The sequence below is a fragment of the Streptomyces sp. NPDC026538 genome (assembly GCF_055567535.1).
The window spans coordinates 568,990-593,265 of the sequence record NZ_JBVHQG010000003.1 but is presented as its reverse complement, the minus strand read 5'-3'; the positions used below and the strand labels follow the sequence as shown (position 1 = coordinate 593,265).

At 71.7% G+C, this 24,276-nt stretch carries 16 protein-coding genes and 1 pseudogene; 12 read left to right on the top strand and 5 right to left on the bottom strand.

The annotated features are described in order from the left end of the window. The first annotated feature begins 15 nt into the window (after positions 1-15). The 8 genes and pseudogenes from ACZ4N4_RS15770 to ACZ4N4_RS15735 all read left to right on the top strand — a co-directional run bounded on the left by ACZ4N4_RS15770 (position 16) and on the right by ACZ4N4_RS15735 (position 12,238). Positions 16-1,551 carry an ABC transporter substrate-binding protein gene (locus ACZ4N4_RS15770; RefSeq protein ID WP_467588697.1) on the top strand — a complete coding sequence of 512 codons (1,536 nt, stop codon included), beginning with the start codon at positions 16-18 and terminating at the stop codon, positions 1,549-1,551. Further along, positions 1,548-2,582: an ABC transporter ATP-binding protein gene (locus ACZ4N4_RS15765; protein ID WP_467588694.1), complete on the top strand. Its 1,035-nt coding sequence runs from the start codon at positions 1,548-1,550 to the stop codon at positions 2,580-2,582. The genes ACZ4N4_RS15770 and ACZ4N4_RS15765 overlap by 4 nt, the downstream gene beginning before the upstream one ends. After that, on the top strand, positions 2,579-3,415 hold the full coding sequence (locus ACZ4N4_RS15760) for an ATP-binding cassette domain-containing protein (protein ID WP_467588692.1): 837 nt from the start codon (positions 2,579-2,581) through the stop codon (positions 3,413-3,415). Before ACZ4N4_RS15765 ends, ACZ4N4_RS15760 begins: the two co-directional genes overlap by 4 nt. Continuing rightward, positions 3,412-5,559, top strand: a complete 2,148-nt coding sequence (locus tag ACZ4N4_RS15755) for an MGH1-like glycoside hydrolase domain-containing protein (protein ID WP_467588689.1) — start codon at positions 3,412-3,414, stop codon at positions 5,557-5,559. The genes ACZ4N4_RS15760 and ACZ4N4_RS15755 overlap by 4 nt, the downstream gene beginning before the upstream one ends. After that, positions 5,556-7,172: an FAD-dependent oxidoreductase gene (locus tag ACZ4N4_RS15750; protein WP_467588687.1), complete on the top strand. Its 1,617-nt coding sequence runs from the start codon at positions 5,556-5,558 to the stop codon at positions 7,170-7,172. Before ACZ4N4_RS15755 ends, ACZ4N4_RS15750 begins: the two co-directional genes overlap by 4 nt. Next, a complete protein-coding gene (locus ACZ4N4_RS15745) occupies positions 7,172-8,257 on the top strand; it encodes a dihydrodipicolinate synthase family protein (protein WP_467588684.1) in 1,086 nt (361 codons plus the stop codon). Before ACZ4N4_RS15750 ends, ACZ4N4_RS15745 begins: the two co-directional genes overlap by 1 nt. 315 nt (positions 8,258-8,572) lie before the next feature. Next, positions 8,573-10,090 (top strand): annotated as a pseudogene (locus tag ACZ4N4_RS15740) (nuclease/transposase family protein); the annotation flags it as partial. Between the two features lie 15 nt (positions 10,091-10,105). Continuing rightward, complete coding sequence (locus ACZ4N4_RS15735) at positions 10,106-12,238, top strand: golvesin C-terminal-like domain-containing protein (protein ID WP_467588681.1); 2,133 nt, start codon at positions 10,106-10,108, stop codon at positions 12,236-12,238. Between the two features lie 33 nt (positions 12,239-12,271). Here ACZ4N4_RS15735 and ACZ4N4_RS15730 read toward each other — a convergent pair whose 3' ends face one another. After that, positions 12,272-13,435, bottom strand: coding sequence for a lactonase family protein (locus tag ACZ4N4_RS15730; RefSeq protein WP_453578041.1), 1,164 nt, complete (start codon positions 13,433-13,435; stop codon positions 12,272-12,274). A gap of 127 nt (positions 13,436-13,562) precedes the next feature. Next, complete coding sequence (locus tag ACZ4N4_RS15725; protein WP_467588678.1) at positions 13,563-14,408, bottom strand: alpha/beta fold hydrolase; 846 nt, start codon at positions 14,406-14,408, stop codon at positions 13,563-13,565. Between the two features lie 265 nt (positions 14,409-14,673). Here ACZ4N4_RS15725 and ACZ4N4_RS15720 point away from each other — a divergent pair, with 265 nt between their 5' ends. The 3 genes from ACZ4N4_RS15720 (at position 14,674) to ACZ4N4_RS15710 (ending at position 17,664) form a co-directional block, all read left to right on the top strand. Continuing rightward, the gene (locus ACZ4N4_RS15720) at positions 14,674-15,381 is read left to right on the top strand and encodes a type 1 glutamine amidotransferase domain-containing protein (RefSeq protein ID WP_467588675.1); all 708 of its coding nucleotides are present in this window, start codon (positions 14,674-14,676) and stop codon (positions 15,379-15,381) included. A gap of 71 nt (positions 15,382-15,452) precedes the next feature. Continuing rightward, positions 15,453-16,835: an NADP-dependent succinic semialdehyde dehydrogenase gene (locus tag ACZ4N4_RS15715; RefSeq protein WP_467588673.1), complete on the top strand. Its 1,383-nt coding sequence runs from the start codon at positions 15,453-15,455 to the stop codon at positions 16,833-16,835. Positions 16,836-16,866: 31 nt separating this feature from the next. Beyond that, positions 16,867-17,664 (top strand): maleylpyruvate isomerase family mycothiol-dependent enzyme, encoded by a 798-nt coding sequence (locus ACZ4N4_RS15710; protein WP_467588670.1) that lies wholly within the window; start codon positions 16,867-16,869, stop codon positions 17,662-17,664. Positions 17,665-17,709: 45 nt separating this feature from the next. Here ACZ4N4_RS15710 and ACZ4N4_RS15705 read toward each other — a convergent pair whose 3' ends face one another. Then, entirely contained in the window at positions 17,710-18,219 is a 510-nt protein-coding gene (locus tag ACZ4N4_RS15705; RefSeq protein WP_467589127.1) for a DinB family protein, read from the bottom strand. Between the two features lie 334 nt (positions 18,220-18,553). Between ACZ4N4_RS15705 and ACZ4N4_RS15700 the strand changes: the two genes are divergently transcribed. Continuing rightward, the gene (locus tag ACZ4N4_RS15700) at positions 18,554-20,515 is read left to right on the top strand and encodes a YncE family protein (RefSeq protein ID WP_467588667.1); all 1,962 of its coding nucleotides are present in this window, start codon (positions 18,554-18,556) and stop codon (positions 20,513-20,515) included. A gap of 26 nt (positions 20,516-20,541) precedes the next feature. Here ACZ4N4_RS15700 and ACZ4N4_RS15695 read toward each other — a convergent pair whose 3' ends face one another. Both ACZ4N4_RS15695 and ACZ4N4_RS15690 read right to left on the bottom strand, forming a co-directional pair. Further along, the gene (locus ACZ4N4_RS15695; RefSeq protein WP_467588664.1) at positions 20,542-20,757 is read right to left on the bottom strand and encodes a bestrophin-like domain; all 216 of its coding nucleotides are present in this window, start codon (positions 20,755-20,757) and stop codon (positions 20,542-20,544) included. Between the two features lie 200 nt (positions 20,758-20,957). Further along, entirely contained in the window at positions 20,958-24,008 is a 3,051-nt protein-coding gene (locus tag ACZ4N4_RS15690; protein WP_467588662.1) for an FG-GAP-like repeat-containing protein, read from the bottom strand. Positions 24,009-24,276 lie beyond the last annotated feature (268 nt).

The window sequence follows — 24,276 nt, the reverse complement described above, 5'->3', positions numbered from 1 at the left end:
GACAGGAGCACCTCCATGACCAAGACGCGTGCGTACGGGCGGAGCCGGCTGATCCGGCTCGCCACCACCTGCACGGCGGGCGCGGCCCTCCTCGCCGCCTGCTCGACGACCTCCGGCGACGACAACGGGGGCGGGGCCTCGGGCGACGTGACGGTCGCGGGCACCTACCCGATCGAGAGCCTGGACCCGCACGGCGCCCAGGGCGCCTCCACCGGGACCCAGCTGGCCGCCCAGGAGATCTTCGGCAGACTGGTGAAACCCGACGCGGACGGCACCCTCGAGGGCGACCTCGCCACCGCCTGGAAGCCCAACAAGGACGTCACGCGGTGGACGTTCACACTGCGCCCCGGCGTGACCTTCTCCGACGGCTCCCCGCTCGACGCCGACGACGTGGTGGCGTCCTTCCAGCGGATGATCACCCTGAACGGCCCCAACGCCGGCAACTTCCCCGGCTACACCATGACCAAGGTCTCCCCCACCGAGGTGGTCCTCAGGAGCCCGGCTCCCGACGCGTCCGTTCCGGGCAAGCTCGGCACCTTCTACGTCATCCCCTCCGGCGTCGGCAAGGAGGACACCGCCTTCTTCAACCACCCCGTGGGATCGGGCCCGTTCACCGTCGACGGGTTCACCCCGGGCCAGTCGCTGGTCCTGGTGCCCAACAAGAAGTACCGGGGCACGAAGCCCGCGCTCCACCAGGTCACCGTGCGCAACGTCCCCGACCTGTCGTCACGCCTGACCGCGCTGCGCACCGGCGAGGTGGACGTCGTCTGGGGCATCCCCGACGACCAGCTCGCCGCACTGAAGGGCGACAAGGACCTGACCGTGCGGACGGTGCCGAGCAGCGCCGAGTTCACCATGTGGTTCAACTCCTCGACCCCCGCCCTCAAGGACGCGAAGGTACGCAAGGCGATCTGGCAGGCGGTCGACTTCAAGACCATCATCGCCAAGCTCTATCCGGAGACCGGCAAGCCGGCCGACGCGCCCGTGACCGGCGTCGTCCTCGGCCACGTACCGCAGTCGCCGGTGGCCTACGACCCGGCCGCCGCCAAGGCCGCGCTCACCGCCGCGGGCTTCGACTTCTCCAAGAAGCTGCGGCTCCAGTTCGCCAACGACGAGTTCCGGCCCTTCATCCAGGCCGTCGTCTCCGACCTGCGGAAGGCCGGCGTGCAGGCGGACCCGCTGGAGAAGGAGCAGGCCACCTTCACGGAGGACCTGATCGCCCTCAAGTGGGACATCAACTTCCAGCAACTGGCCACCCCCAGCTACGACGCGGCCAGCAACCTCGGCCGCCTCTACACCTGCGCCGCCAACCGGATGGGCTACTGCAACAAGCAGCTGGACGGACTGCTGGCATCGGCCGGCGCGACGGCCGACAAGCAGCAGCGCACCGACCTCTACGGCCGGGCGAGCCAGATCATCTGGCGGGACGCCGTCGGCATGTACCCGATGTCGGTGAGCATCGCCTACGCCTGGAACAGCGACCTCAAGGGCTTCGTCCCCGACGCCAGCGGCCTGCCGGACTTCACCACCGTACGGACCGACGGCTCGTGACCCCCGCCGGAACCGCACCCGAACGCGGGGCCGCCGCACCGGCCCCGCCCGCGACCGACGGGCCGCCGCTGCGCGTCGACGACCTGGTGGTGGAACTGCCCGGCCCGCACGGCACCCGGGTGCGCGCGGTGGACGGCGTCTCCTTCGACGTGCCACGCGCCACCACCGTCGGGCTGATCGGCGAGTCGGGCAGCGGAAAGACCATGACCGCGCTCGCGGTCCTGGGCCTGCCGCCCGAGGGCGCCACCCTGGCGGGCCGGCTGCTCTGGCACGGCGAGGACCTGACCGCCGCCGACCCGGCCCGGCGCCGGGCCGTGCGCGGCCGGGAGATCGCGATGATCTTCCAGGACCCGCTCGCCGCGCTCAACCCGACCCAGCGGATCGGCCGACAGGTCGGCGAGATCCCCCGCCGTGACCGGCTGCCGCGCGCCGAGGTGACCCGTCGGGTCGTCGAACTCCTCGACCGGGCCGGTGTGCCGGACCCGGAGCGCCGGATGCGCGCCTACCCGCACGAACTCTCCGGCGGCCTGCGCCAACGCGCCATGATCGCCATGGCGTTGGCCGGCCGGCCCACCCTGCTGCTCGCCGACGAGCCCACCACCGCGCTCGACGTCACCGTGCAGTCCCGGATCCTGCGGCTGCTCGCCGACATCCGGACGGCGGACGGCCTGTCGATGCTGCTGGTCAGCCACGACCTGAGGGTCGTGTCGCACGTGGCCGAGCAGGTCGTGGTCATGTACGCGGGGCGGGTCTGCGAGCGCGGCCCCGCCCGCGACGCGCTGCGACGCCCCGCCCACCCCTACACCGCCGCCCTGGTCCGCAGCGTGCCCGCCGTCAGGACCCGCACCGCACTCGCCGACCCGCTGCCGGGCGCCCCGGCGACACCGGCGAACCGGCCGGCCGGCTGCGCCTTCCACCCACGCTGCCCGCTCGCCCGCGCCCGCTGCCGCGCCGAAGTACCGGAGGTACGGGAGGTGGCGCCGGGCCGCCGGAGCGCCTGCCACTTCGCCAAGGAGGTGCTGGGTTCGTGAGCACGAGCGAGGCCCCGCTCCTCGATGTGCGTGATCTGCGCGTCAGTTACGGCGGCCGGCGGCCGGGCCGCCGGGGCGGTCCGGCCGCCGTCGACGGGGTGAGCCTGTCGGTCGCACCCGAGGAGACACTCGGCCTGGTCGGCGAGTCCGGCTCCGGCAAGACGACCGTGGCCCGGTGCGTGGCCGGACTGCTGCGGCCCGGCGCCGGAACGCTCACCTTCGACGGCCGGCCGCTCGCCCGCGCGGGACGCAGGCCCCCCGAGTTGCAGCGCGCGGTGCAGATGGTCTTCCAGGACCCGCGTTCCTCCCTGAACCCGCGGATGACGGTCGCCGCGATCATCGCCGAGGTGTGGCGCACCCATCCGGTCACCGCGCCCGAGGGCGACCGCACCGAAGCCCTGCACCGGCTCCTCGCCGACATGGGGCTCGACCCCGAGGTGGCGTCACGGCGCGCGGGCGACCTGTCGGGCGGACAGTGCCAGCGGGTCAGCATCGCCAGAGCGCTGGCGGTACGGCCCCGGCTGCTGGTCTGCGACGAGGCGGTGTCGGCGCTCGACGTGTCGGTGCAGGCCCAGATCCTGCGGCTGCTGGTGGACCTGCGGAGCAGGCACCGGCTCGCGATGCTGTTCATCTCCCACGACCTGGGGGTGGTGCACCAGATCGCCGACCGGGTGGCGGTGATGCACCGGGGCGTGCTCGTGGAGGAGGGCCGGACCGCCGAGGTGCTGACCGCACCGCGGCACGCGTACACCCGGGCCCTGCTGGACGCGGCGCTGGACCTGGACGACTCGGTGCCCGGCGACGGCACCGCCGACGACAAGGCTGCCGTATGAGCGAGAGGCCCGCCGCGGTGACTCCGGCGCCGACCGGCTGGAACACCTGGGACGTCCGTACGCACACGGGTATGAGCAGGCTGCCGTCCGGCCCACGGGTGCGGTTCGGCGTACTGGGCCCCGACGGCCCGGTCCTCGACGGCTTCACCTGGCGCGACGGTCTCGACCGCCTGGGCCCGCACACCGTGGACGGCAGCTACGCCGAGGTGACGGTACGCGCGGCCGGCCACCGCCTACGCCTGACCTTCGCGGGCGGCCCGGGCGACGTGCTGGACGCGCGCGCCGAGAGTACGGGCGTGATCGTGCTGTCGGTGGAGGGCCTGGACGCCATCGAAAACTCGGCAGACCTGACGGCCACCGTCCGCGCGGGGGGCATCCGTTGGACCGTCACCGTCTCGGCTCCGGCCCGCAGGATCGAGGCCCCGGAGGGAGCGCTGACGCTGGCCTTCGACGCCGAAGCGAGTGAGAGCGCCGTATACCTGCGGATGGCGCCCCAAAGAGGCGCGGGGAACTGCGCGACAAGCCCCCACCGCGCGGCAGCCGAAAGACTACGCATCACGGCGCTGACAACGGAGCACACCTCGCTCCGCTCCACCGGCTGGCTGGGCGCAGCCGCATCCGCCCTGACCAGGGCCGTCACCTGGAACACCGTCTACGCCCCGGACATCGACCGCGTTCTCACGCCCACCTCGCGGGACTTCGTCTGCGCCGAACGCAACGGCTTCTACGGCACCTGGGCCCTGCACGCCTGGGACACCTTCTTCACCGGCCTCGCCGCCTCCGCGGTCGACCGGGACTACGCGCGCGGCGTCTTCGGGCAGATCCTCCCGTATGCGGACGCGGCCGGGATGATCCCGAACCGGATCTCGGACGAGCGGGGCCGCACCGACGACCGTTCGCAGCCGCCGGTGGGCGCACTCACGGTCCACCAGGCCTATCTGGCGGGCGGCCTGTCGCCCGGGACCCGTGACGCGGCGCTCCTCGCCGACACCTTCCCGGCGCTGCTGGCCTGGCACGACTGGTGGCCCCGGGCCCGGCGCGGACCGCACGGGCTGCTCGCCTGGGGTTCCGACCCGGTCCTGGACGACCCCGCGTCGGCGACCCTGGACCGGGCCAAGCGGGAGTCGGGACTGGACGATTCGCCGATGTACGACGAGGCCCGCTACGACCCGGAGACCCACACCATGGATCTCGCCGACGTCGGCCTGAACGCCCTGCACATCGCCGATGCCGAGGCCCTGGCGGAGATCGCCGGCATCCTGGGGGACGGTGCGACGGCCGGCCGGCTGCGCGCCGAGGCCGCGACGGCCAGGGCGGACGCCGACCGGCTGCTGTGGGACGAGGAGCGCGGCGGCTACCGCAATCTCACGGCAGCGGGTGCGCACGATCCGCATGTCTCGCCGACCATGCTGTACGCGCTGCTCGGCGGGTTGCCGGACGCCGACCGTGCGGTGGCCATGGCCACCGACCTGCTCCGGCCAGAAGTACTGGGCGGGGAGCGCCCGTTGCCCAGTGTGGCGCGCGACGACCCCGGGTTCGCCGCCACCTACTGGCGCGGCCGGATCTGGGCGCCGATGGCCTATCTCGCCGTACGCGGTTTACGGCGTTACGAACTCACCGAGTTGAGCCGGCCGGTGGTCGGGGCCCTGCTGCGGCTGTTCCTCGACGAATGGCGGGACTACGGGCATGTCAGGGAGAACTATCCGGCCGTGGCGGGCGAGAACCTGACAGGCCTCCAGAAGCGGTCGGACGGGCTGATGGCCTGGGGCGGCCTGCTGGCGTATCTCGCCTTCGGCGAGCTGGCCGACGCGCGGACCGACGGCTGGCGGTTCGCGCACCCGGGCGAGCCGGCCGAGCTGTGCAACCTGCCGCTCGGCGAGGGCCGCCTGGACGTCCGGGCGGCCGACCGGCTCACCGTCGGCCTCGACGGACGGGTGCTGCTCGACATGGCGCCCGGGGTCGTCGTACGCGGCTACCGGCTGACCGGCGACCGGGTGAGCGGGACCGCGGAGGGTGTCGGCGACGTCCTGGTCACCCCGCCGGGCGGTGGTCCGCCCGTGCCGGTGGACGTGCGGGGCGCACCTCGGAGCTTCGTGTTCGGCCCGGACGGCGGGCGTGACGCACAGGACGGGAGCGGGACATGAGCGCGGAGACGTCGGCGACCGCGGACATCCTCGTGGTGGGCGGGGGCCTCGGTGGTGTGGCCGCCGCGCTGGCCGCCCTCGACCGGGGGCGGTCGGTCCTGCTCACCGAGGAGACCGATTGGATCGGCGGTCAGCTCACCAGCCAGGGCGTACCGCCCGACGAGCACACCTGGATCGAGCAGTTCGGCGCCACCCGCACCTACCGGGCGCTGCGCGAGGCGATCCGCGACCACTACCGGAGGTGGTATCCGCTCACCGAGGAGGCCAGGCGACGCCGGTATCTCAACCCGGGTGAGGGGCGGGTCAGCGCGCTCTGCCACGAGCCGAGGGTGGCCGCCGCCGTCCTGGAGGCCATGGTCGCGCCCTATGTGGCGGCCGGCCGGCTGCGGATCCTGTACGGGTACCGGCCGGTGGCCGCCTCCGTGGACGGCGACCGGGTGCGGTCCGTGCTGGTCGAGGGCCCGGACGGGGCCGGGGTCGAGGTGTCGGCGCCGTACGTCCTGGACGCGACGGAACTCGGCGACCTGCTGCCGCTGACCGGCGCCGAGCACGTGACGGGCTTCGAGTCGCGTCGGGACACCGGGGAGCCGAGCGGGCCGGAGGAGGCGCAGCCGGCCAACATGCAGGCGTTCTCCTGGGTGTTCGCCGTCGACCATCTGGCCGGGGAGGACCACACCGTCGACCGGCCGGCCGGTTACGACGCCTGGGCCGCCTACCACCCCCCGCAGTGGCCGAACCGGCTGCTGAGCCTGAGCGCGCCCGACCCGAGGACGCTGGAGACCGTGGAGCGCGGCTTCACGCCGAACGCCGATACGGCGGGGCCGGTGGTTGCCGACCAGGGCAAGGACGCGGGGGACAAGGAGCTGTGGGAGTTCCGCCGGGTGGTGTCCCGGAAGCTGTACCGGCCGGGCTTCGCGGCGAGCGATGTGACCATCGTCAACTGGCCCATGATCGACTATCTGCCCGGACCGCTGATCGGGGTGGACGACAAGGAGCGGGACCGGCATCTGGCGGGGGCCCGTGAGCTGAGCATGAGCATGCTCTACTGGCTGCAGACCGAGGCACCGCGCCCCGACGGCGGCACCGGCTGGCCGGGGCTCCGGCTGCGCGGCGACGTGTTCGGTACGGCCGACGGGCTGGCGAAGGCCCCGTACATCCGGGAGTCCCGGCGGATCGTGGCCCGGCGCCGGATCGTCGAACAGGACCTGTCCCTGGCCGTCCGGGGCAAGCGCGGCGCGGTGCGCCACCCGGACTCCGTCGGCATCGGGATGTACCGGATCGACCTGCACCCCTCCACCGGCGGCGACACCTACATCGATGTCGCCAGCAGCCCCTTCCAGATCCCGCTGGGCGCCCTGCTCCCCGTACGGCTTCGCAATCTCCTGCCGGTGTGCAAGAACATCGGCACCACCCACATCACCAACGGCTGTTACCGGCTGCACCCCGTCGAGTGGAACATCGGCGAGGCGGCCGGATCACTGGCGGCGCACTGCCTCGACAACCGCCTGGAGGCCGACCAGGTGTACGAGGACGCCGAGTTGCTGAGCCGCTTCCAGACCGAACTCACCCACGCCGGAGTCGAACTGGCCTGGCCCGAGGTCAAGGGGTACTGATGGGCGGTCAGAACAACCAGGACGCAGGGGCCGACGAGGGAAGACGAGGTTCGGGCGCAGCGCCCCGAAGGGGCGCGGGGAACTGCGCGACCAGCCCCCACGGCGCCGCAGCCGAACGACGACACATCGCGGCCCGCACAGCGCAGCGCCCGGCCGACGGCGAGAAGGGGCAGATCGACGGCCGCACGCTGCTGTCCGGTGTCGTCGTCCCGCTGGTCACACCGATGGACCGCCCGGGACGGCCCTCGGCCCAGGCCGCCGACGCTCTGCTGGGCGCACTGGCGGCGGAAGGCGCCCGCGGCCTCATGCTCTTCGGCAGCAACGGCGAGGGCCCCCTGCTGCCCACCGCGGAACTGGGCGAGTTCGCCGTGGAGGTGGCCGAACGCTGGCGCCACCTGGTCGACGGCGGACCGGTGTTGGTGAACGTCACGGCACCCGGCACCGCCGGGGCGCTGGCGCGGGCGGAGGCCGTGCTGCCCGCCGCACCGGACGCGCTGGTGCTCAGCCCGCCGATCTACTTCCACCACCGGCACGACGAGATCGTCGCCCACTACGCGGCCCTGGCCGGCCTCGGCGTTCCCGTCGTCGCCTACAACGCCCCCCGCTACAGCAACCCGCTGACCCCCGCCCTGCTCGATGAACTGACCGGCCTCGCCCACCTCGTGGGCATCAAGGACAGCTCGGGCGACCCCGCGCTGTTCGGCCACGCCCTCACCGCGGCCCGGCGGCGCGACGACTTCGGGGTCAGCCAGGGCGCGGAGCGGCAGGCACTGGACGCGCTGCGCCTCGGGGCCGACGGGGTGGTCCCCGGGGTGGCCAACCTGGCGCCGGGCGCCGCCGTGGAGCTGTTCGGGGCCCACCGCGACGGCCGGGACGGTGACGCGCGCCGCGCGCAGCAGCTGCTCGACCGGGTGCTGGCGCTGCACACCGTACGACCGGGGGTGCCGGCGGTGAAGGCCGTCCTGGCCGCACGAGGACTGTGCCCGCCGCATGTCGCGGCCCCCTTCACCCCGTGTTCCGACGAGGAACGACAGTCCCTGCTCGACCTGCTCGCGCCCCTCGACGCACATCTCATACGCGCCTGATCCCGCACGCTCCTCGCTCCTGACCCGGTACGTGCCGGCGCCCGCTCCGCCGTACCGCCTCCTCCGTTCCGCCCGAAAGGGGTTGTGAACAGCTGGCGATCGGCGTCGATCGAACGCGTTCCGGCGCGCATGAGCGAGGGTCCCGGGCACTGGCAGGCGTGCTCCGGCAGGGAACGGGAGTTCTTGCGTCGAATGCGTGACCTTCACCGTTGGTGGTCGTTGGGTGGGGTGGCGGGTTTCGGCGACACCGGGGCGACACCGGGGCGGGGGTGCGGGCGGTGGGTGGACTGCGGGAGGTGGCGGCGCCGTTCGTGCCTGGTCGGTGACCATCTGGGTTCGCTTGCCTCTCGTGATCTCAAGGCACGGTGTGCGGCCGGGCTGGACCACGACAGTGAGCAGTGGGCGCAGCGTAAGCGTGTCCTGTCCGGGGAGTCGTCCTCCCGCTGGGCCGGGTCGGTCACGAAGGCCACGCACGACCAGTGGGCGCCGGCCCGGCGTGGTCAGCTCGCGCACGTCCAGAGCCTTCAGGTGGGGATTGCGACGATCGCGCACCGGTTGTCCCTGCCTCTGGGCGAGAGGGGCGGCAAGCGCGCTCCGGGCGGCTACCGCTCGCGCAAGGAGCGGCATGCCAAGTCCCGCCGCCTGCACGTTCTCGAAGACCGACTGGAGGCGGCGCAGGCCGACTGGCAGGCAGGCGTCGTGCACGTGGTGCGCGGCGGCAAGCGCCTGCTGACCACCCGCCACCACCTGAAGGCAGCGCAGCTCACCGAAGAGGAGTGGCGCAAACAGTGGCGGGCCGAACGACGGTTCCTCCAGGCCGACGGCGAGTCCGGCAAGCGATACGGCAACGAGACCATCCGCGTCACCCCCGACGGCGAGGTCTCCCTCAAGCTCCCCGCGCCGCTGGCGCACCTGGCCAACGCCCCACACGGCCGGTACGTCCTGGCCGCGACGGTGTCGTTCGCTCACCGGGGCGAGCAGTGGGCCGACCGGACCACCGCGAACCGGGCCGTGGCCTACCGCATTCACGAAGACACGGGCCGGGGCCGCTGGTACCTGACCGCCTCCTGGACAATCCCAACGGTCCAGACGGTGCCGCTGGAGACGGCCCGCGCGAACGGCCTGGTCGGCGTCGATACCAACGCCGACCACCTCGCCGCCTGGCGTTTGGACCGGCACGGCAACCCCGTCGGTGAACCGCTCCGCTTCGGCTACGACCTCTCCGGCACCGCCCAGCATCGCGACGCCCAGGTCCGGCACGCGCTGATCCGGCTGCTGCACTGGGCCAGACGCCATCGTCTCGCGGTCGCCGTCGAGGACCTCGACTTCACCGCGGAGAAGACCCGGGAGAAGCACGGCCGCAAGAAGCGGTTCCGCAAGCTGATCTCCGGCCTGCCCACCTCCCGGCTGCGGGCCCGGCTCGTGTCCATGGCGGCCGAACTCGGCATCCCCGTCATCGCCGTCGACCCCGCCTACACCAGCAAGTGGGGCGCACAGCACTGGCAGAAACCCCTCACCAGCAACACCAGGAAGACCACCCGCCACGACGCAGCCGCCGTGGCGATCGGAAGACGCGCCCTGGGACACCCGATCCGGCGACGGACGGCACCGCCCCGGCACCATTAGAGCGATGGTGCCGGGCATCGGACCGTCCAGGCCAGTTCGGTGGCCCCAGGGCGTGAGGGACACCGTCCCCGCATTCCCGGACCACGGACACGATCCGTCGGCGCCGGACGCGGAGCGAACGCGGTCGACCAGAACTCCCAACACCGTCCGGGGCGCTCGGCTGAGCATGAATCCTGGCAACAGGACTCACTCCCGCTCAGCCTCTAGGAACGGTGGCCCACCATGTCCGACAACGGACCGCAGCACACCGCCATGAACCGCAGATCCTTCGCCCTGGGCGTCGCCGGCGTCTCGGCGGCCGCCGCTTTCGGCCCCACGGCCCTGGCGTCCCCGGCCCACGCCGCCGACCGGTCGTCCGCGTCCGGCCGGCACGGCACCTTCTTCCAGGAGCAGACGCTCTGGGACTCCGCCGAGGGCCCGCTCGTGAACTACCACGTGCACGCACTCGCCGTGCTGCCCGACGACACGATCCTGGCCGTGACGGAGGGCCGGCACGAGGTGTGCGACGCCGGGCCGCGCGATCTGCTGCTGCGGCGCAGTACCGACGGCGGCCGGACCTGGGAGGAGAGCCGCACCCTGGTCGCCTCCGTCGACGGCGAGTCCTGGGGCAATCCGGCGCTGGTCGTGGACCGGCGGACCCGGGAGGTGTTCCTCTTCTACATGCTCTCGCTCCGGCTGCCGGAGAACACCTCCTGCTCGGGCGACTCGGGCGACCTCTACCTGATCTCCAGCCGGGACAGCGGCCGGACGTGGGGCGAAGTACGGCACCTGGCAGGCCTGTTCGACGGGTTTCCCTACAACTGGGCGCTGCACGGCCCCGGTCCGGGCCACGGACTCCAGCTGGGATCCGGCCGGCTGCTGCTCAACTGCCTGCACCGCAGGGTGATCGTCGGCAACACGGTGGCCGAGCGGTACTACGGCGTCGCGCCGATCTACAGCGACGACCACGGCGCCACCTGGCAGGCGACCGGCGAAGTGCCCGTCCAGGTCGCCTATCCCATCAACGAGGCGCGGATGGTGCAGCGCGCCGACGGCAGCGTGCTGGTGAACGGGCGCGCCGCGGCGGGCGGGGAAGGCCAGCGGATCGTCTCCGTCAGCGCGGACGACGGCCTGACCTGGTCGCAGCCGGCGCTCGACGGGGGCACCGGCTCGCTCAACGCGGTGGACGCGAGCCTGTTGCGCCACACCGGCGGCCCCGGCGGCCACGACACCGACCGGGTACTGTTCAGCCGCCCCGACTCCCCCGTCAGACGCAACATGACGGTGTCGGTCAGCTACGACGAGGGCTACTCGTACCGGTACTCACGGGTCGTGAACGAGAACCGTGCCTTCTACTCGGATCTCGCCCACCTCTCCGACGGCACCGTGATCCTGCTCTACGGCTGCGACGGCGACTCGGCGAGCGTCCCGCTCCGGGTCAACGTCTGCCGTTTCTCGCTCGACTGGCTGACCCGCGGCCGTGACAGCCTGCGCCACGGCCCCCACTACCGGGAGACCGTCGTCGCCCTGGCCGGCACGCACCGCGAGGTCACGGGCGGCGGCGCGGTGACCACCGTCGGCGACCCGCTGGCGCGCGGCGGCGAGCGACTGGTCCTGACCCCCGAACAGGTCGGCGACGCGGTCGAGTTCACGATCCGGGTGCCGCGCACCGGCGAGTACGAGCTGCTGCTGCGCTACCACCGCTCGGCGGACGGCGGCCTCGCGACCGTCACGGTGGACGACGGCACCGGGCTGCCCGCCTACGCGATCGACACCACGGCGCAGACGGCGGCCGGCTTCGACCTGGCTCACCTCGGCTCCGCCCGGCTGCGTGCCGGGCGGCACACCGTGCGGTGCGCGGTGTCGGGGACCGGCAGGGGCGGCGGAACCCTGCTCGGCCTCGACTCGCTCAGCCTGATCGAGGCGCCGGGCTCGGCCGACGTCCGCGCGGAGGTGGTCGTGGACAACGACCGGCTGGGCTTCGAGGTGGTCTCCGGCAGCTGGCCGACGGCGACGGCGGACCCCGGCTTCTGGTCGGGCAACTACCGCACGGCGCCCGCCGGTTCGGGCACGCGGAAGGTGCGCTGGCGGCCGGCCGTACCGCAGGACGGCGTGTACGAGATCCAGGCGTCGTATCCCCCGGCGGCCACCCGCGCGAGCAACGCCCCGTACACCGTCGTGCAGGCGGACGGTACGACCACGACCGTCCGGGTCGACCAGCGGACGGCGGGGGCCGCCGATCCGCGCGGCGGCACCTGGGTCTCCCTCGGCGAGTACCACCTGCCGGCCGGTCTCGGCACGTCGGTCGAGCTGACCAACGACGTCGACGCGACGGTGGCCGCCGACGCGATCCGCCTGCTGGGCCCGCGGAGCTGACGTCCCGGGGTACGCCACAGTGGCGGCCGGCGGCTACCGGGCCACGATGCCCTCGCCGCCGGCCGCGTCCGGGACGGTGACCGAGCCGATCGGGGTCAGCGAGCCGTCGTGGTTCACCCGGAACTCGTCCACGACGCCCTTGGCGCCGGTCTGCGCGTAGAGGTAGCGGCCGTCCGAGGAGACGGCGGCGTCGACGGTGCCGCCGTCGGTGCCGGTGTCGCCGAGCGGGACGAGGCCGTGCTGCCCGCCGGTGCGGAAGCCGGACAGGCTGTTGCTGCCGGCGTTGGACGCGTACAGGTGGCGCCCGTCCCGGACGATCCAGCAGGTCGCGGCCTGCCCGGTGGCGGCGGGGGAGCCGACCTGGGTGACCTTGCCGTCACGGGCCACGGCGTAGGTGGCCACGGCGTTGGTGCCGGCCTGGGTGACCTGGAGGCGGCCCTTGGCGTCGAAGACGAAGCCGAAGGGCACGGTCCCGGGCTCGGAGTTCACCACCGGCGTGCGGGCCGGGGCGCCGGAGCGGTCCAGCGGGAAGACGTCGATGCTGTTGGTCGCGGCCTTGGTGGTGACGACCAGCCGGGTGCCGTCGGGGGTGAACGCGATCTGGCCCGGCGTGTGGGTGAACCGGGGCGTGGCCGTGGGGTCCAGGCCCAGGCCGCGGTTCCAGGAGTGGACAGTGGCCAGGCGGTCGCCGACCCGGACGAACCCCTGCACCGAGCCGCCGTCGAGGGCGTTGAGCACGTAGACCCGGTCGCCGTGGACGGCGATGCTGACCGGGAAGGAGCCGCCGGAGGCCACCTGCTGGGTGCGCGTGAGCCGGTCGCCGTGCACGGCGAACACGGTGACGGTGTCGCTGCCCGCGTTCACGGCGTAGAGGAGCTGGTGCTCGCGGTCGTAGGCGAGCGAGCCCTGCGAGGCGAGGTGGTCCACCACCGAGCCGGCCAGGGTGCCGCCCAGGCCGCCGGTGGGGTAGCGGCCCGCGGCGGTGAGGGTGCCGTCGGCGCCGCGGTCGTAGGCGACGATCGCGTTCCCGGCCGGGCCGTTGGTCTGCACGAAGACCGTGGAGTGGTCGGAGTGGTGACGTGCGGTGTGGTGCGAGGTGGTGGCGGCGGCCGGGACGGCGAACGCGGTGGCCACGGCGAGCGCGGCGGTGCCGATCGAGGCGGCGATCCGGACAGTGCGGGCAGGCGTCATCGTCATTCTCCGTGTGTGGGACGGAAGTTCGGAATGACTGAGACGTTAGGTCGCCCGGGCCCGCGACAACCGGACGAATCCGGCATACCACCTGGACGTCCGCGACCCGTAAGGATTGCCGATCTGTTCCCTGCTACTGCTGTCCGGAGTTCCGGGCCGCGCTCACGATGAGGGCCGTGACCTCCTGGGGGTGCGAGATCAGGGACACGTGTGAGGAGTCGATCACCACGGTCTTGCGCGCGTGCGCGCGCTTGGCCTCGTACTTCTCCAGGCTCGGGTTGATCGACCGGTCCTGGCTGCCGACGAGCACGTAGACCGGCTTGTCCCGCCAGGCCGCCGCGGTGAGCTTGTCGCCGAACGCGGACTGCGCGATCGGACGCTGCGTCGCCGCCAGGACGGCCGTCTGCTGCTGCGGGAGGTCCTGGGCGAAGACGGCGTGCAGCTTGCCGGGCTGGACGTACACGTCCGTGCCGGTGGTGCCGTCGCCGTTGCGGAACGGCACCTGCTGGAGCGCGCTGGTGAGCGGGACGGCCGGGAACTTGGCGGAGAGACTGGAGAACGACTCGCCCTTGTCCGGCATGATCGCGTTGATGTAGACGAGCGCCTTGACGTTGTCGAGCCCGGCGGCCGCCTGCGAGATCACCTCGCCGCCGTAGGAGTGTCCGACCAGGACGATCGGCCCCTTGATCGTCTTCAACAGGCTGTTCAGATACGTGGAGTCCTGGGGTATCCCGCGCAGCGTGTTGGCCGGGGCGATCACGTGGTAGCCGTCCGCCTGCAGGCGCTTCACCACCGCGTTCCAGCTGGACGCGTCGGCGAACGCTCCGTGCACGAGCACCACGGTCGGTCTCTGCCCCTGCGGGGTCGCCCCGCCGGCGCCGTCCGCCGCGTGCGCCGGCACCACGGTCAGGGCGGCCAGCACCGTCACCCCGAGGGCCAGCCTGCCCTTGCCTGATTTCAAGATCCCAGAGGCGGTCATGTGCTTCCACTTCCTCGACGTGCACAGCGAAATGGGAGGGCCGAAGGGTCGATATTAGGGAGCCAAATCAGCGTAGTCCCGTATCGACAGCGGTCAAACCGGGACCTCCCCTAATAGGAAAGCGGTAATCAAATTACGCTCCGTGTCTCGCGATGCCGATATCCGTAAATGCACCAGCGCACCGGTCGGCCACAAGTTGCTACCACCAAGAGGCCAGCTCAGACTGATTTCATATGCCTGATCCGCGGAAATTCCGGAGCTCCCCATGGCCAAGATCCTATGCGTACTGACCGGCGCGAGTTACTGGACCCTGAAGGACGGGCACCGACATCCGACCGGCTACTGGGCCGAGGAGTTCGTGGCGCCCTACAGCGTGTTCACCGACGCCGGACACGAAGTCACCGTGGCAACTCCGCACGGTGTCGTTCCTGTTGTGGACACGATGAGCCTGGAGTCCCGGATGGCGGGCGGCGAGGAGAACTCCCTCCGCGAGGAGGCCGTCATCGAGAAGGCGGACGAGCTGCGGCATCCCATCTCCCTCCAGGACGTGCGCCTGGAGGACTACGACGCGGTCTACTACCCCGGCGGACACGGCCCGATGGAAGACCTCTCGGTCGATCGCGAATCCGGCGAACTGCTGCGCAGGGCACTCGCGTCCGGCAATCCGCTCGGCATCGTCTGCCACGCCCCGGCCGCCCTCCTCGCGACCCGGGACGCGAACGGCGACACGCCCTTCGCGAACTACCGTCTGACGGGATTCTGCAACGAGGAGGAGGCCGGCGTCGGATTCGCCGACAAGGCCAAGTGGCTGCTGGAGGACGAGCTGAAGAAGCTGCCCACCGAGTATTCACGGGGCCCCGCCTGGGAGCCGTACACGGTCGCGGACCGCAACCTCCACACCGGGCAGAACCCCGCTTCCTCGGGCCCCCTCGCCAAGGAACTCGTCGCCGTCCTGTCCGGAGGCACGTCATGAGTCCTGTCGCCGCCGGCCCCGACAACCTTCAACTCGAATTTCTCGCCGCACCTTGACGCCCTGGGGCAGACATGGCTATCGCAACGACGAGTCCGGTGACAGGTGAGGTCCTCAGGACGTTCGACGAACTGACCCCTGAGGAACTGGAGGACAAGCTCGCCCGGGCGGCGGCCGCGGCCGCCTCGTACCGGCTGACGAGCATCGAGGAACGGGCGGGATGGCTGCAGCACGCGGCCGAACGCCTGGAGAAGGAGGTCGAGAGCGTCAGCCAAATGATCACCCAGGAGATGGGCAAGACCTTCCGCGCGGCGGAGCAGGAGGTGGCCAAGTGCGTGCACGGGCTGCACTTCTACGCCGCCGAAGGCCCCGGGTTCCTGCGGGACCTGAACGGTGACGCCGAACGCGTACAGGCGAAGCAGACGTTCGTGACGTACCAGCCGATCGGTGTGGTGCTCGCGGTGATGCCGTGGAACCTGCCCCTGTGGCAGGCCATGCGGTTCGCGGCGCCCGCCCTGATGGCGGGGAACGTGGGCCTGCTCAAACACGCCTCGAACGTGCCGCAGTGCGCCCTGTACCTGGAGGAGCTCTTCCGTGACGCGGGCTTCCCCGACGACGTGTTCCAGACGCTGCTGATCTCCTCAGGGCGGGTGGAGCAGGTGCTGCGGGACCCGCGGGTGGCGGCCGCGACGCTGACCGGCAGCGAGCTGGCGGGACGGTCGGTGGCGACCATCGCCGGCGACGAGATCAAGAAGGTGGTCCTCGAACTCGGCGGCTCCGACCCGTTCATCGTCATGCCCTCCACGAACCTGGACCGGGCCACCGAGGTCGCCGTCAAGGCGCGGACCCTGAACAACGGGCAGTCCTGCATCAACGGCAAGCGGTTCTTCGTCCACCAGGACATCGGTGAGGCGTTCATCGAGATGTTCGTGGCGAAGATGGGCGCGCTGGCGGTCGGCGACCCGATGGACGAGAGCACCGACGTCGGCCCGCTGGCCACCGAGTCCGGCCGGCAGGACGTGGCGGCCTACGTCGACGACGCCGTCAGCAAGGGCGCGACGGTGCTGCTCGGCGGCCGGCTCCCGGACGGGCCGGGCTGGTTCTACCCGCCCACCGTGCTGACCGACATCACCCCGGAGATGCGGATGTACCACGAGGAGGTCTTCGGCCCCGTGGCCCAGGTGTGGACGGTCGCGTCCCTGGAAGAGGCCCTGCGGGAGGCCAACGGGCACCCCTACGGCCTCGGTTCGAACCTGTGGAGCGAGGACCATGCCGAACGCGAGCTGTTCGTCCGCGACGTGCAGTCGGGCATGGCCTTCATCAACGGCAACACGACCAGCTACCCCGAGATCCCCTTCGGCGGCCTCAAACGGAGCGGCTACGGACGCGAGTTGTCCGACCTCGGCATGCGGGAGTTCATGAACGCGAAGACCGTCTGGATCGGCCAGGACGCCTGACACCCCGTCCGGAACCCCAGAGGAAGGAACCATGACCCGTACCGGCATCGCCGCCGCGCGTACCTGCACGGCGGACCTGGCGGAGATCGTCTCCCGGACGGACGACGAGCAGTGGGAGCTGCCCTCGGCATGCGCCGGCTGGCGGGTCATCGACATGATGGCCCACCTCGCGGCCCTCGCCTCCGAGGCGGTGAACCCGCCGCCGCCCGACCCGTCGCTGCCGAAGAACCGCGAGCGCTACCACGACCTGCGCGTCGACCAACGCCGGGGCTGGAGCCACACCGATGTCCTGGACGAGTGGCGGCGCAGCACCCCGCGGCAGCTGGACCTCCTGGAAACGGCCCAGGAGCCGCCCGCCGCCGACGAGCCGGTCGAGGTGGCCGGGCTCGGCACGTATCCGCGCCACCTCCTGGCGAACACCATGGCCTTCAACGTCTTCTGCCATCTGCGCAACGACATGCTCGCCCCCGACGGCCCGCTCCCCTTCACCCTGCCGGAACCGACCGACGAACTGGTCGCCCCCGCCGTCGACTTCATGCTCGCCGGACTTCCCCAGATGCAGGGCCCCGAACTCACCGCCACCGTCAGCGGCCCCCTCGTCCTGGACCTCACCGGTCCGGGCGCCACCACGGTCACCGTCCTCCCCGCGACCGGGCCGGACGGGCAGCTGACCGTGGCTCCGGGCGCGGACGCGACGACCCGGATCCGCAGCACGGCACTCGACTTCATCGCCTGGGCCACCACCCGGAAACCCTGGCGCGACCACTGCCGCATCACGGGAGACCCCGCCACCGCGACACCGTTCCTCGACTGCCTCGACATCGTCTAGGCACCTGGCTGGTGTACCGGCGCCCGACGCGAGCGGCCCGGGCGTTCAGGCCCCCACGGACCCGTCGATGCCCTCCCGCAGGAAGTCCGCGTGGCCGTTGTGGCGGCCATATTCCAGGAGGACGTGGGTCATCACCTTCCGGAGCGACACCTCCTCCTGCCACCTGGGCTGGTATCCGGCCCGGTCCAGGGAGCCGGCGGCACGCTCGATGCGGCGCGAGGTCTCCACCTCGGCCTCCCAGGCCGTGAACGCCTCGACCCGGGTCGACGCGCTCGCGTCGTACGCCGCCTGGAAGTCGATCTCGTCGGACCAGACCATGGGCGCGTCGTTGTCCTCGAACACCCGCCGGAACCAGGCCCGTTCCACTTCCGCCATGTGCCGCACCAGACCGAGCAGCGAGAGCGTGGACGGCGGCATCGACTGCTGCCGCAACTCCTCGTCGGTGAGCCCTTCGCACTTCATGGCGAGGGTGGCCCGGTGGTAGTCGAGAAAGGCCCGCAGCATGTCGCGTTCGCTTCCGAAGGCGGGCGGTCCTGTGCGCTTGTCGCTGGTCACCGACAACTCCTCGTCCGTTCCGTGGTCCGGGAGCGGCAGCGCCCCCCGGACCAGATCATCCAAGGGCTCCCACCGCGTCGCGGCAAGTCCCGGACGGAGAGCGGCCGCGCCTGCCGTACGGCGGCAGGCACCACTGCGCGCTCCGCGGGTGCCCGCGCGCGATCGGGTCCGGGGGGGCGCTGCCGCTCCCGTACCCCGGGTTTCCGCGACCCCTGTACTGTGCCGCCCCGCACCATCACTTACCCTTCGCTTACTCGCCACGCGCGGCTCATGGTTCGTACACCGGACGCACGGGTGGCACTCACTCGCATTTCGTTCCGGGGGGTTCGACACCGTGCGTCTGCGCACTCTTCCGGCCGCAGCGGCCACCGTGGCTCTGGCGTCCCTGTTCAGCTCGGTGGTGCTCACCGCACCGGCGTCCGCCGACTCCAGCACGTCCCTGCCGGTCTGGGGCGTGAACGACACCGTGGTGGACGGCGTCCACCAGCGGGTGTTCATCAGCGACAGCTACGACAACCAGATCGTCGTCACCGACTTCACCGGCAAGGTCGTCACCAAGCTCACCGGCCTGTCCGAGGTCCGTGACCTGGAGCTGAGCCCGGACTCCGACACGCTGTGGGCCGCGGTCCACGGCGCCGACAAGATCGTCGCCATCGACACCGCGCAGCTCACGCAGAGCGCCGAGTACCCGACGGGGGACAAGACGGTCCCCTCCCACCTCGCCTACGCCGACGGCCGGCTGTGGTTCGGTTACGGCGACCAGTGGGACTCCGGGCTCGGCGAGGTCGACCTGAGCGCCGAGACGCCCACGGTGACCCTGGACCTGGCGGCCGGTCACGACTTCTCCAGCCCGCCCGTGCTCTACGCCGACCCCGAAAACCCGGGCACGCTGCTCGCGCTGGACGCGGGCATCAGCTCCGGCCCGATGGTCGTCTACGACATCTCCTCCGGCACCCCGGTGATCCGCGTCTCCGCCGAGAAAAACGGTTTCTTCAACGACGCGGCCCTCACCCCGGACGGCCAGAACGTGGTCGTCGCCGGACCCGGGACACGGGCGCTCACCGAGTACCGTCTCTCCGACCTGTCCGAGGTGCGCACCTTCCCGACCGTCTCGGTACCGGAGACGGTCAGCATCGCCCCGGACGGCACGCTCGCGGCCACCGTCCTCGACACCGACGACGTCGGCGACACGTATGTCTTCAGCACCGACCCGGCCCAGCCGGCCAGCGTCCGCAACCTGTCGCGCGACTGGATGCCGGGCGGCCACTCCACCATCTGGTCGGCCGACGGCTCGCGGCTGTTCGTGCTGACCGGGTCCGCCGACGCCATGCGGTTCCAGACCGTCGACGCGCCCCGCATGTACGCCCCCACCCTGACGGCGGCCGCCCCGGCGAAGGCCACCCGCGCCAAGTCCCTCACCGTCAAGGGCAAGCTCACCGCGAACCTGGCGCTGCCCGCGGGCACCCCGCTGCAGGTCACCCGCACCGACCTGGAGTCGCCGAACGGCAAGTCCCTGGGCACCAGGTACCTGGGCACGGGCGGCGCGTACTCCTTCACGGACACCCCGCCGGCCGGCGGCACGGTGAAGTACACGGTGACGTATGCCGGTGACGCCACGCACACCGCGGCGAAGGCCTCGGACACCGTCAGCGTCTCGCGCGCCACGCCCACGCTGACGCTGAACAACAACGGCAAGGTGTACGACTACGCCAAGTCCGTCACGTTCACAGCGCACCTCGGCACGACCTACAAGAACCGCACGGTCGAGATCTGGGCCGACCCGTACGGCTCCGACAAGCCCAACACCCTGGTGAAGTCCGGCAAGGTCAACTCCAGCGGCAACCTCTCGGTCGCCCTCACCCTGAAGCGGAAGACCAGGCTCACGGCGAAGTTCACGGGCGACGCCCGCTACGCGCCGGGGACGGCGACGAGCACGGCCGGCGCCCGGGTCAAGGTCTCCACGGCACTCAGCGGCCACTACAGGACCAAGTACACGTGGAAGCACACGTACTACTACTTCCACCAGTCCAAGGACCCGCTCGTCACGACCACGATGACGCCGTACCCGGGCCGCAAGCAGCTGCTGCAGATCCAGATCTACGCCGAGGGCGTCTGGCAGACCACGGCCAAGGAGTACTTCAAGCTCGACTCCGCGGGCAGGTCCGCCGTCAAGCTCACGGGCACCCCGCCCAAGGGCTACCGCTTCCGGGTCCGCGACTCGTACGTCAGCGGCTCGGGCGACAGCGTGAACACGACGACGTACGGCGCCTGGAAGTACTTCACCTTCACCAGCTGAGGCCCGGCCTCAGTCGTGGCCTCGGCTCACCGGGTCCAGTACCGGGCGAGGGCCCCTTCCCGATACGGGGTGGGGCTGACGCTGAGGTCGCCGGCGAAGGGGCGGTCCAGGACGAAGACCAGGAGCAGGCTGAAGCCGACGAGCCCGGCGACCGAGGCGACGAACAGGATCTGGACCCTCAGTTTGCGCATGACGACGGCCAGCGTGAGGGTGCTGAAGTGGTTGAGCAGCCAGAGCGACATGTGCGCGGAGTCCAGGCCGGGCACAACACCCCGAAAATCTCAACTTCGGCGCCCGCCGGGGATATACGGGACGAAGTTCACACCACCGAGTGAGCGCCCGGCACCACGACGGTCGACGTGAGTGCCGGGCGCGGCTCCCGGGGCCCCGACCCGAGGTTCACCAAGGTGAGGGTCGGCCGCCCCGCGGTTCTTCCGCCGGCTCAGAACACCCCCTTGTAGCCCTGCCAGCCGGTGGCGATCTTCGTGCGGGCGCCGAAGGAGCCCTTGCCGTTGCCGTTGTTGCGCCAGAGGGTGCCGGAGGTGTCACGGGAGACGAGGTCGGCTCTGCCGTCACCGGTGATGTCGCCGGCGCCCACGATCACGTTGTACGACGAACCCCAGTTGTCGAAGACCTTGACGCGGCTCTGGAACTTGCCGGGCGCGGTGGAGTCGTAGCGCCACAGCTCGTTGGACCTGTCCTGGACCAGCAGGTCCCCGTAACCGTCGCCGTCGAGGTCTCCCGCGCCCAGGATCTTCTTGTAGCCCGTCCACTTGGAGGCGATCCTCACCCGGGCGGAGAGCTTGCCCGTGCTCGTCGCCTTGTAGAGGTAGATGTCCCCGGTGGAGGCCTGGCGGGCGATCAGGTCGGGCCGGCCGTCCCCGCTGACGTCGCCCGGCGAGGTCAGCACGTCGTACTGGTTCCAGCCCGTGCCCAGCGAGGTGTACGCGGTGGACGGCGTCACCGCCGCCCCGCACGCGGGCCGGTAGGCGCGCAACGTACCGCTGCTCGACCGCACGAGCACGTCGTTGCAGCGGTCTCCGCTCAGGTCGCCGAAGGGCACCGCCTTCACCGTGGTCGGCCACCCGGAGCCCGTCCGCTTACCGGTGAACGTCCCCTTCCCCGTCCCGTACTGGTACGACAGCCCGCCCGAGCCGTTCAGCGTCAGCAACTCGCCGAAGCCGTCCGACCCGACGAAGTCGCGGCGGGCCGCGGCGGCCCCGGTGACCTTGACCGTGCCCGTCCTCGTCAGCGCCGTGCCCTGCCCGTCCGCGGGGGTGACGGTCAGCTTCCAGGTGTAGGCGCCGTTGGGGACCAGCCGGCCGGAGCCGTCCTTGCCGTTCCACGGCGGGGTGACCACACCGCGCGCCGGACCGCCGGAGAGCGTGCGCACCGTCGTAGCGGCCCTGTTGCCGATCACCAGTTGCCAGGAGGCCGCGGGCTTGTTCAGCCACCACTTCGGACTCCACTGCGCGGCGCCGCCCTTGACGTCCACCGAGGCGGCGACGGTGGCGTCGCGTTGCGCGAGGGCGGAGACGGGGACGTCGCTCGCGGTCAGCCGGACGCTGTTGTCGGAACGGAGCTGGGCGATCACGCCGGTGTAGGGGTCGACGTCCCAGGCGTTCCCCTCGAACGTCCCGGCGGTGTGCGACACGGCCGTCCCGTCGCGGACGTCGATCACCTTGAGCTGCCCGGCCTCGACGGTCGCGACGAAGCCGTCACCGAGCTGCGCCTGTTCCCAGTCGGAGCCCGCGAGCGTCAGGTTCCGCTTGGTGACGGTGTCGTAGACGCCCTGGCCCTCCGAGCCGAGCACGCAGTTCCAGAGCAGCCACCGGCCGACCGCCTGGAAGTCGTTCAGCAGGCAGCCGCGCCCGAACCACACCGGCTCGCCCTGCTTCCCGGTCAGCAGGTCGTAGGGGACCACGGTGTCGTTGCCGGACATCACCCACACGGTGGTGCCCCAGATCGCCCGCACGCTGTCCGTCGTCGTGTACACCGTGCGCCCGGAGTCGAGGTCGACGACCCGGGTCTCGGCCACTCCCTTGCTGTCGTACGGCCTGGTCAGGGCGGCGAAACGGCCGTTCGCGGCGGTCGCGGTCCGATAGCTGCGGGAGCTGTCGATCCGGGTGCCGGGCAGCGAGCGGCCGGCATCGAGGAGCTGGGGCTGCTGGGCGGCGCTCGTGCCGTAGCCGGAGATGACCGTCCGGCCGTCGCCGGTTTCGAGGAGACCCGGGCGGCCGCCCGCGAAGTCCTCCAGCGTGATACGGCCGCGGGTGGTGCGTGCCCCCGCCGTCGGGGAGCCGGCCACGCCGGTCTCCCTGGTGTGGAGATACGACCAGTCACTCACGGGGTCCTGCTCCACAGTGGTCAACCGCCCCTGGGAGAGGGTCAGCTGGGAAACCGTGTGGGCGGTCCGCCGGGGGTAGGCGTCCGCGATCCTGCGTATGGTGACCCCGCCGCCCGTGGCGGCCTCGACGAGGGAGACGCCCCAGTGGTCCGTGTCGGCGCCGCCCGCGACCAGGAGACCGCCGTCCGGAGCCGGCATGGCCTGCCGTGCCGTCCGGGCCAGCAGCGTCCGCGGCGTAGAGCCGTCGAGGGGGACGGCCTCGACCCGGGAGACCGCGCGGCTGGTGTCGCGGCTGCCCAGGGAGGAGTCGTACCGGGACACGATGACGTTGTCGCCGACCAGGCCCAGCACCTGCGTGATGTCGCCGACCGGCACGGTCCGCACGGCGGCGGCCGGGTCCTGGCGGGAGGCGATGTGCAGGACGCCGTCGTAGCACCACACCAGATGAGTCGGGCTGAGAGCGACCTGGTCGTACCACGGCAGCACGTCGTACGGCAGGGCGGTGAAGCGCCCCTGCTCGACGTCGAGCCACCCGGTGACCGTGTCGTCGCCCTTGCGGTACCGCACGACCTGCCCGCGCGCGTCGCCCAGCCCCGCGGCGGTCCACAGGTAGACGCCGGAGGGGACGCCTTCCACCGTGCGGTCCGAGACGGAGCCGTCGGCCCGCGCGTCCAGCAGATGCCACACGGAGTCGGTGCCCGGGGTTCCCGCCGTCGTGACGACCGTCGACCCGAGCGTGCTGAAGTACGCGTACCCGTCGGGGAGCGCGACCGTACCGACCTGACCGGACGTCATGTCCCGCAGCGTCACGGTCCTGGCGGAGCTGTCGTAGCGGGCGACGACGTCCGAGCCGGCGCCGGCACTCGTGACGCCGTACGCGTCCGTGCCCGACGCGTCGACGACCGTGTCGACACCGTCGTACGTCGTCCACAGCTGCCCCCGCCCCTCCTCGTACCGGAGGAACCCCGAGGGCCCCGCGCTCAGCAGGCCCGTCCGGGGAACCATGGCCGTGGTGGCCGGCACGACCACCTCTCCGGTGACCGGCTCCCCCTGCGCACTGCCGACCGTGAGCGGGCCGAGCCCGAGGGCGAGCGCGAAGGAAACAGCGGTGGCGGTGGCGCCTCGTACGAGCGCACGTCTGCCCATGCAGGACCTCTCCAGGGATGGTGGACAAAGCCTCGGAGACATGCGCGCGCACGCCACCGAGCCCCACGTCATGGACGTGCGGCACCTACGACGTTCGGACACCCCCCCAGGCGAGTGGCCGGATCGTAGCATTTTACCTGTGCATGACCTATGGGTCGGGAGGAGCGGCCCCGGCGACGGCCGGACGCCGGGTCCGCTCCCGCCCGCACCGGTGTCCGGGAACCCGGACGTACCGTCGTACCGTCCCTCATGGCTGCCCCGGGAACTG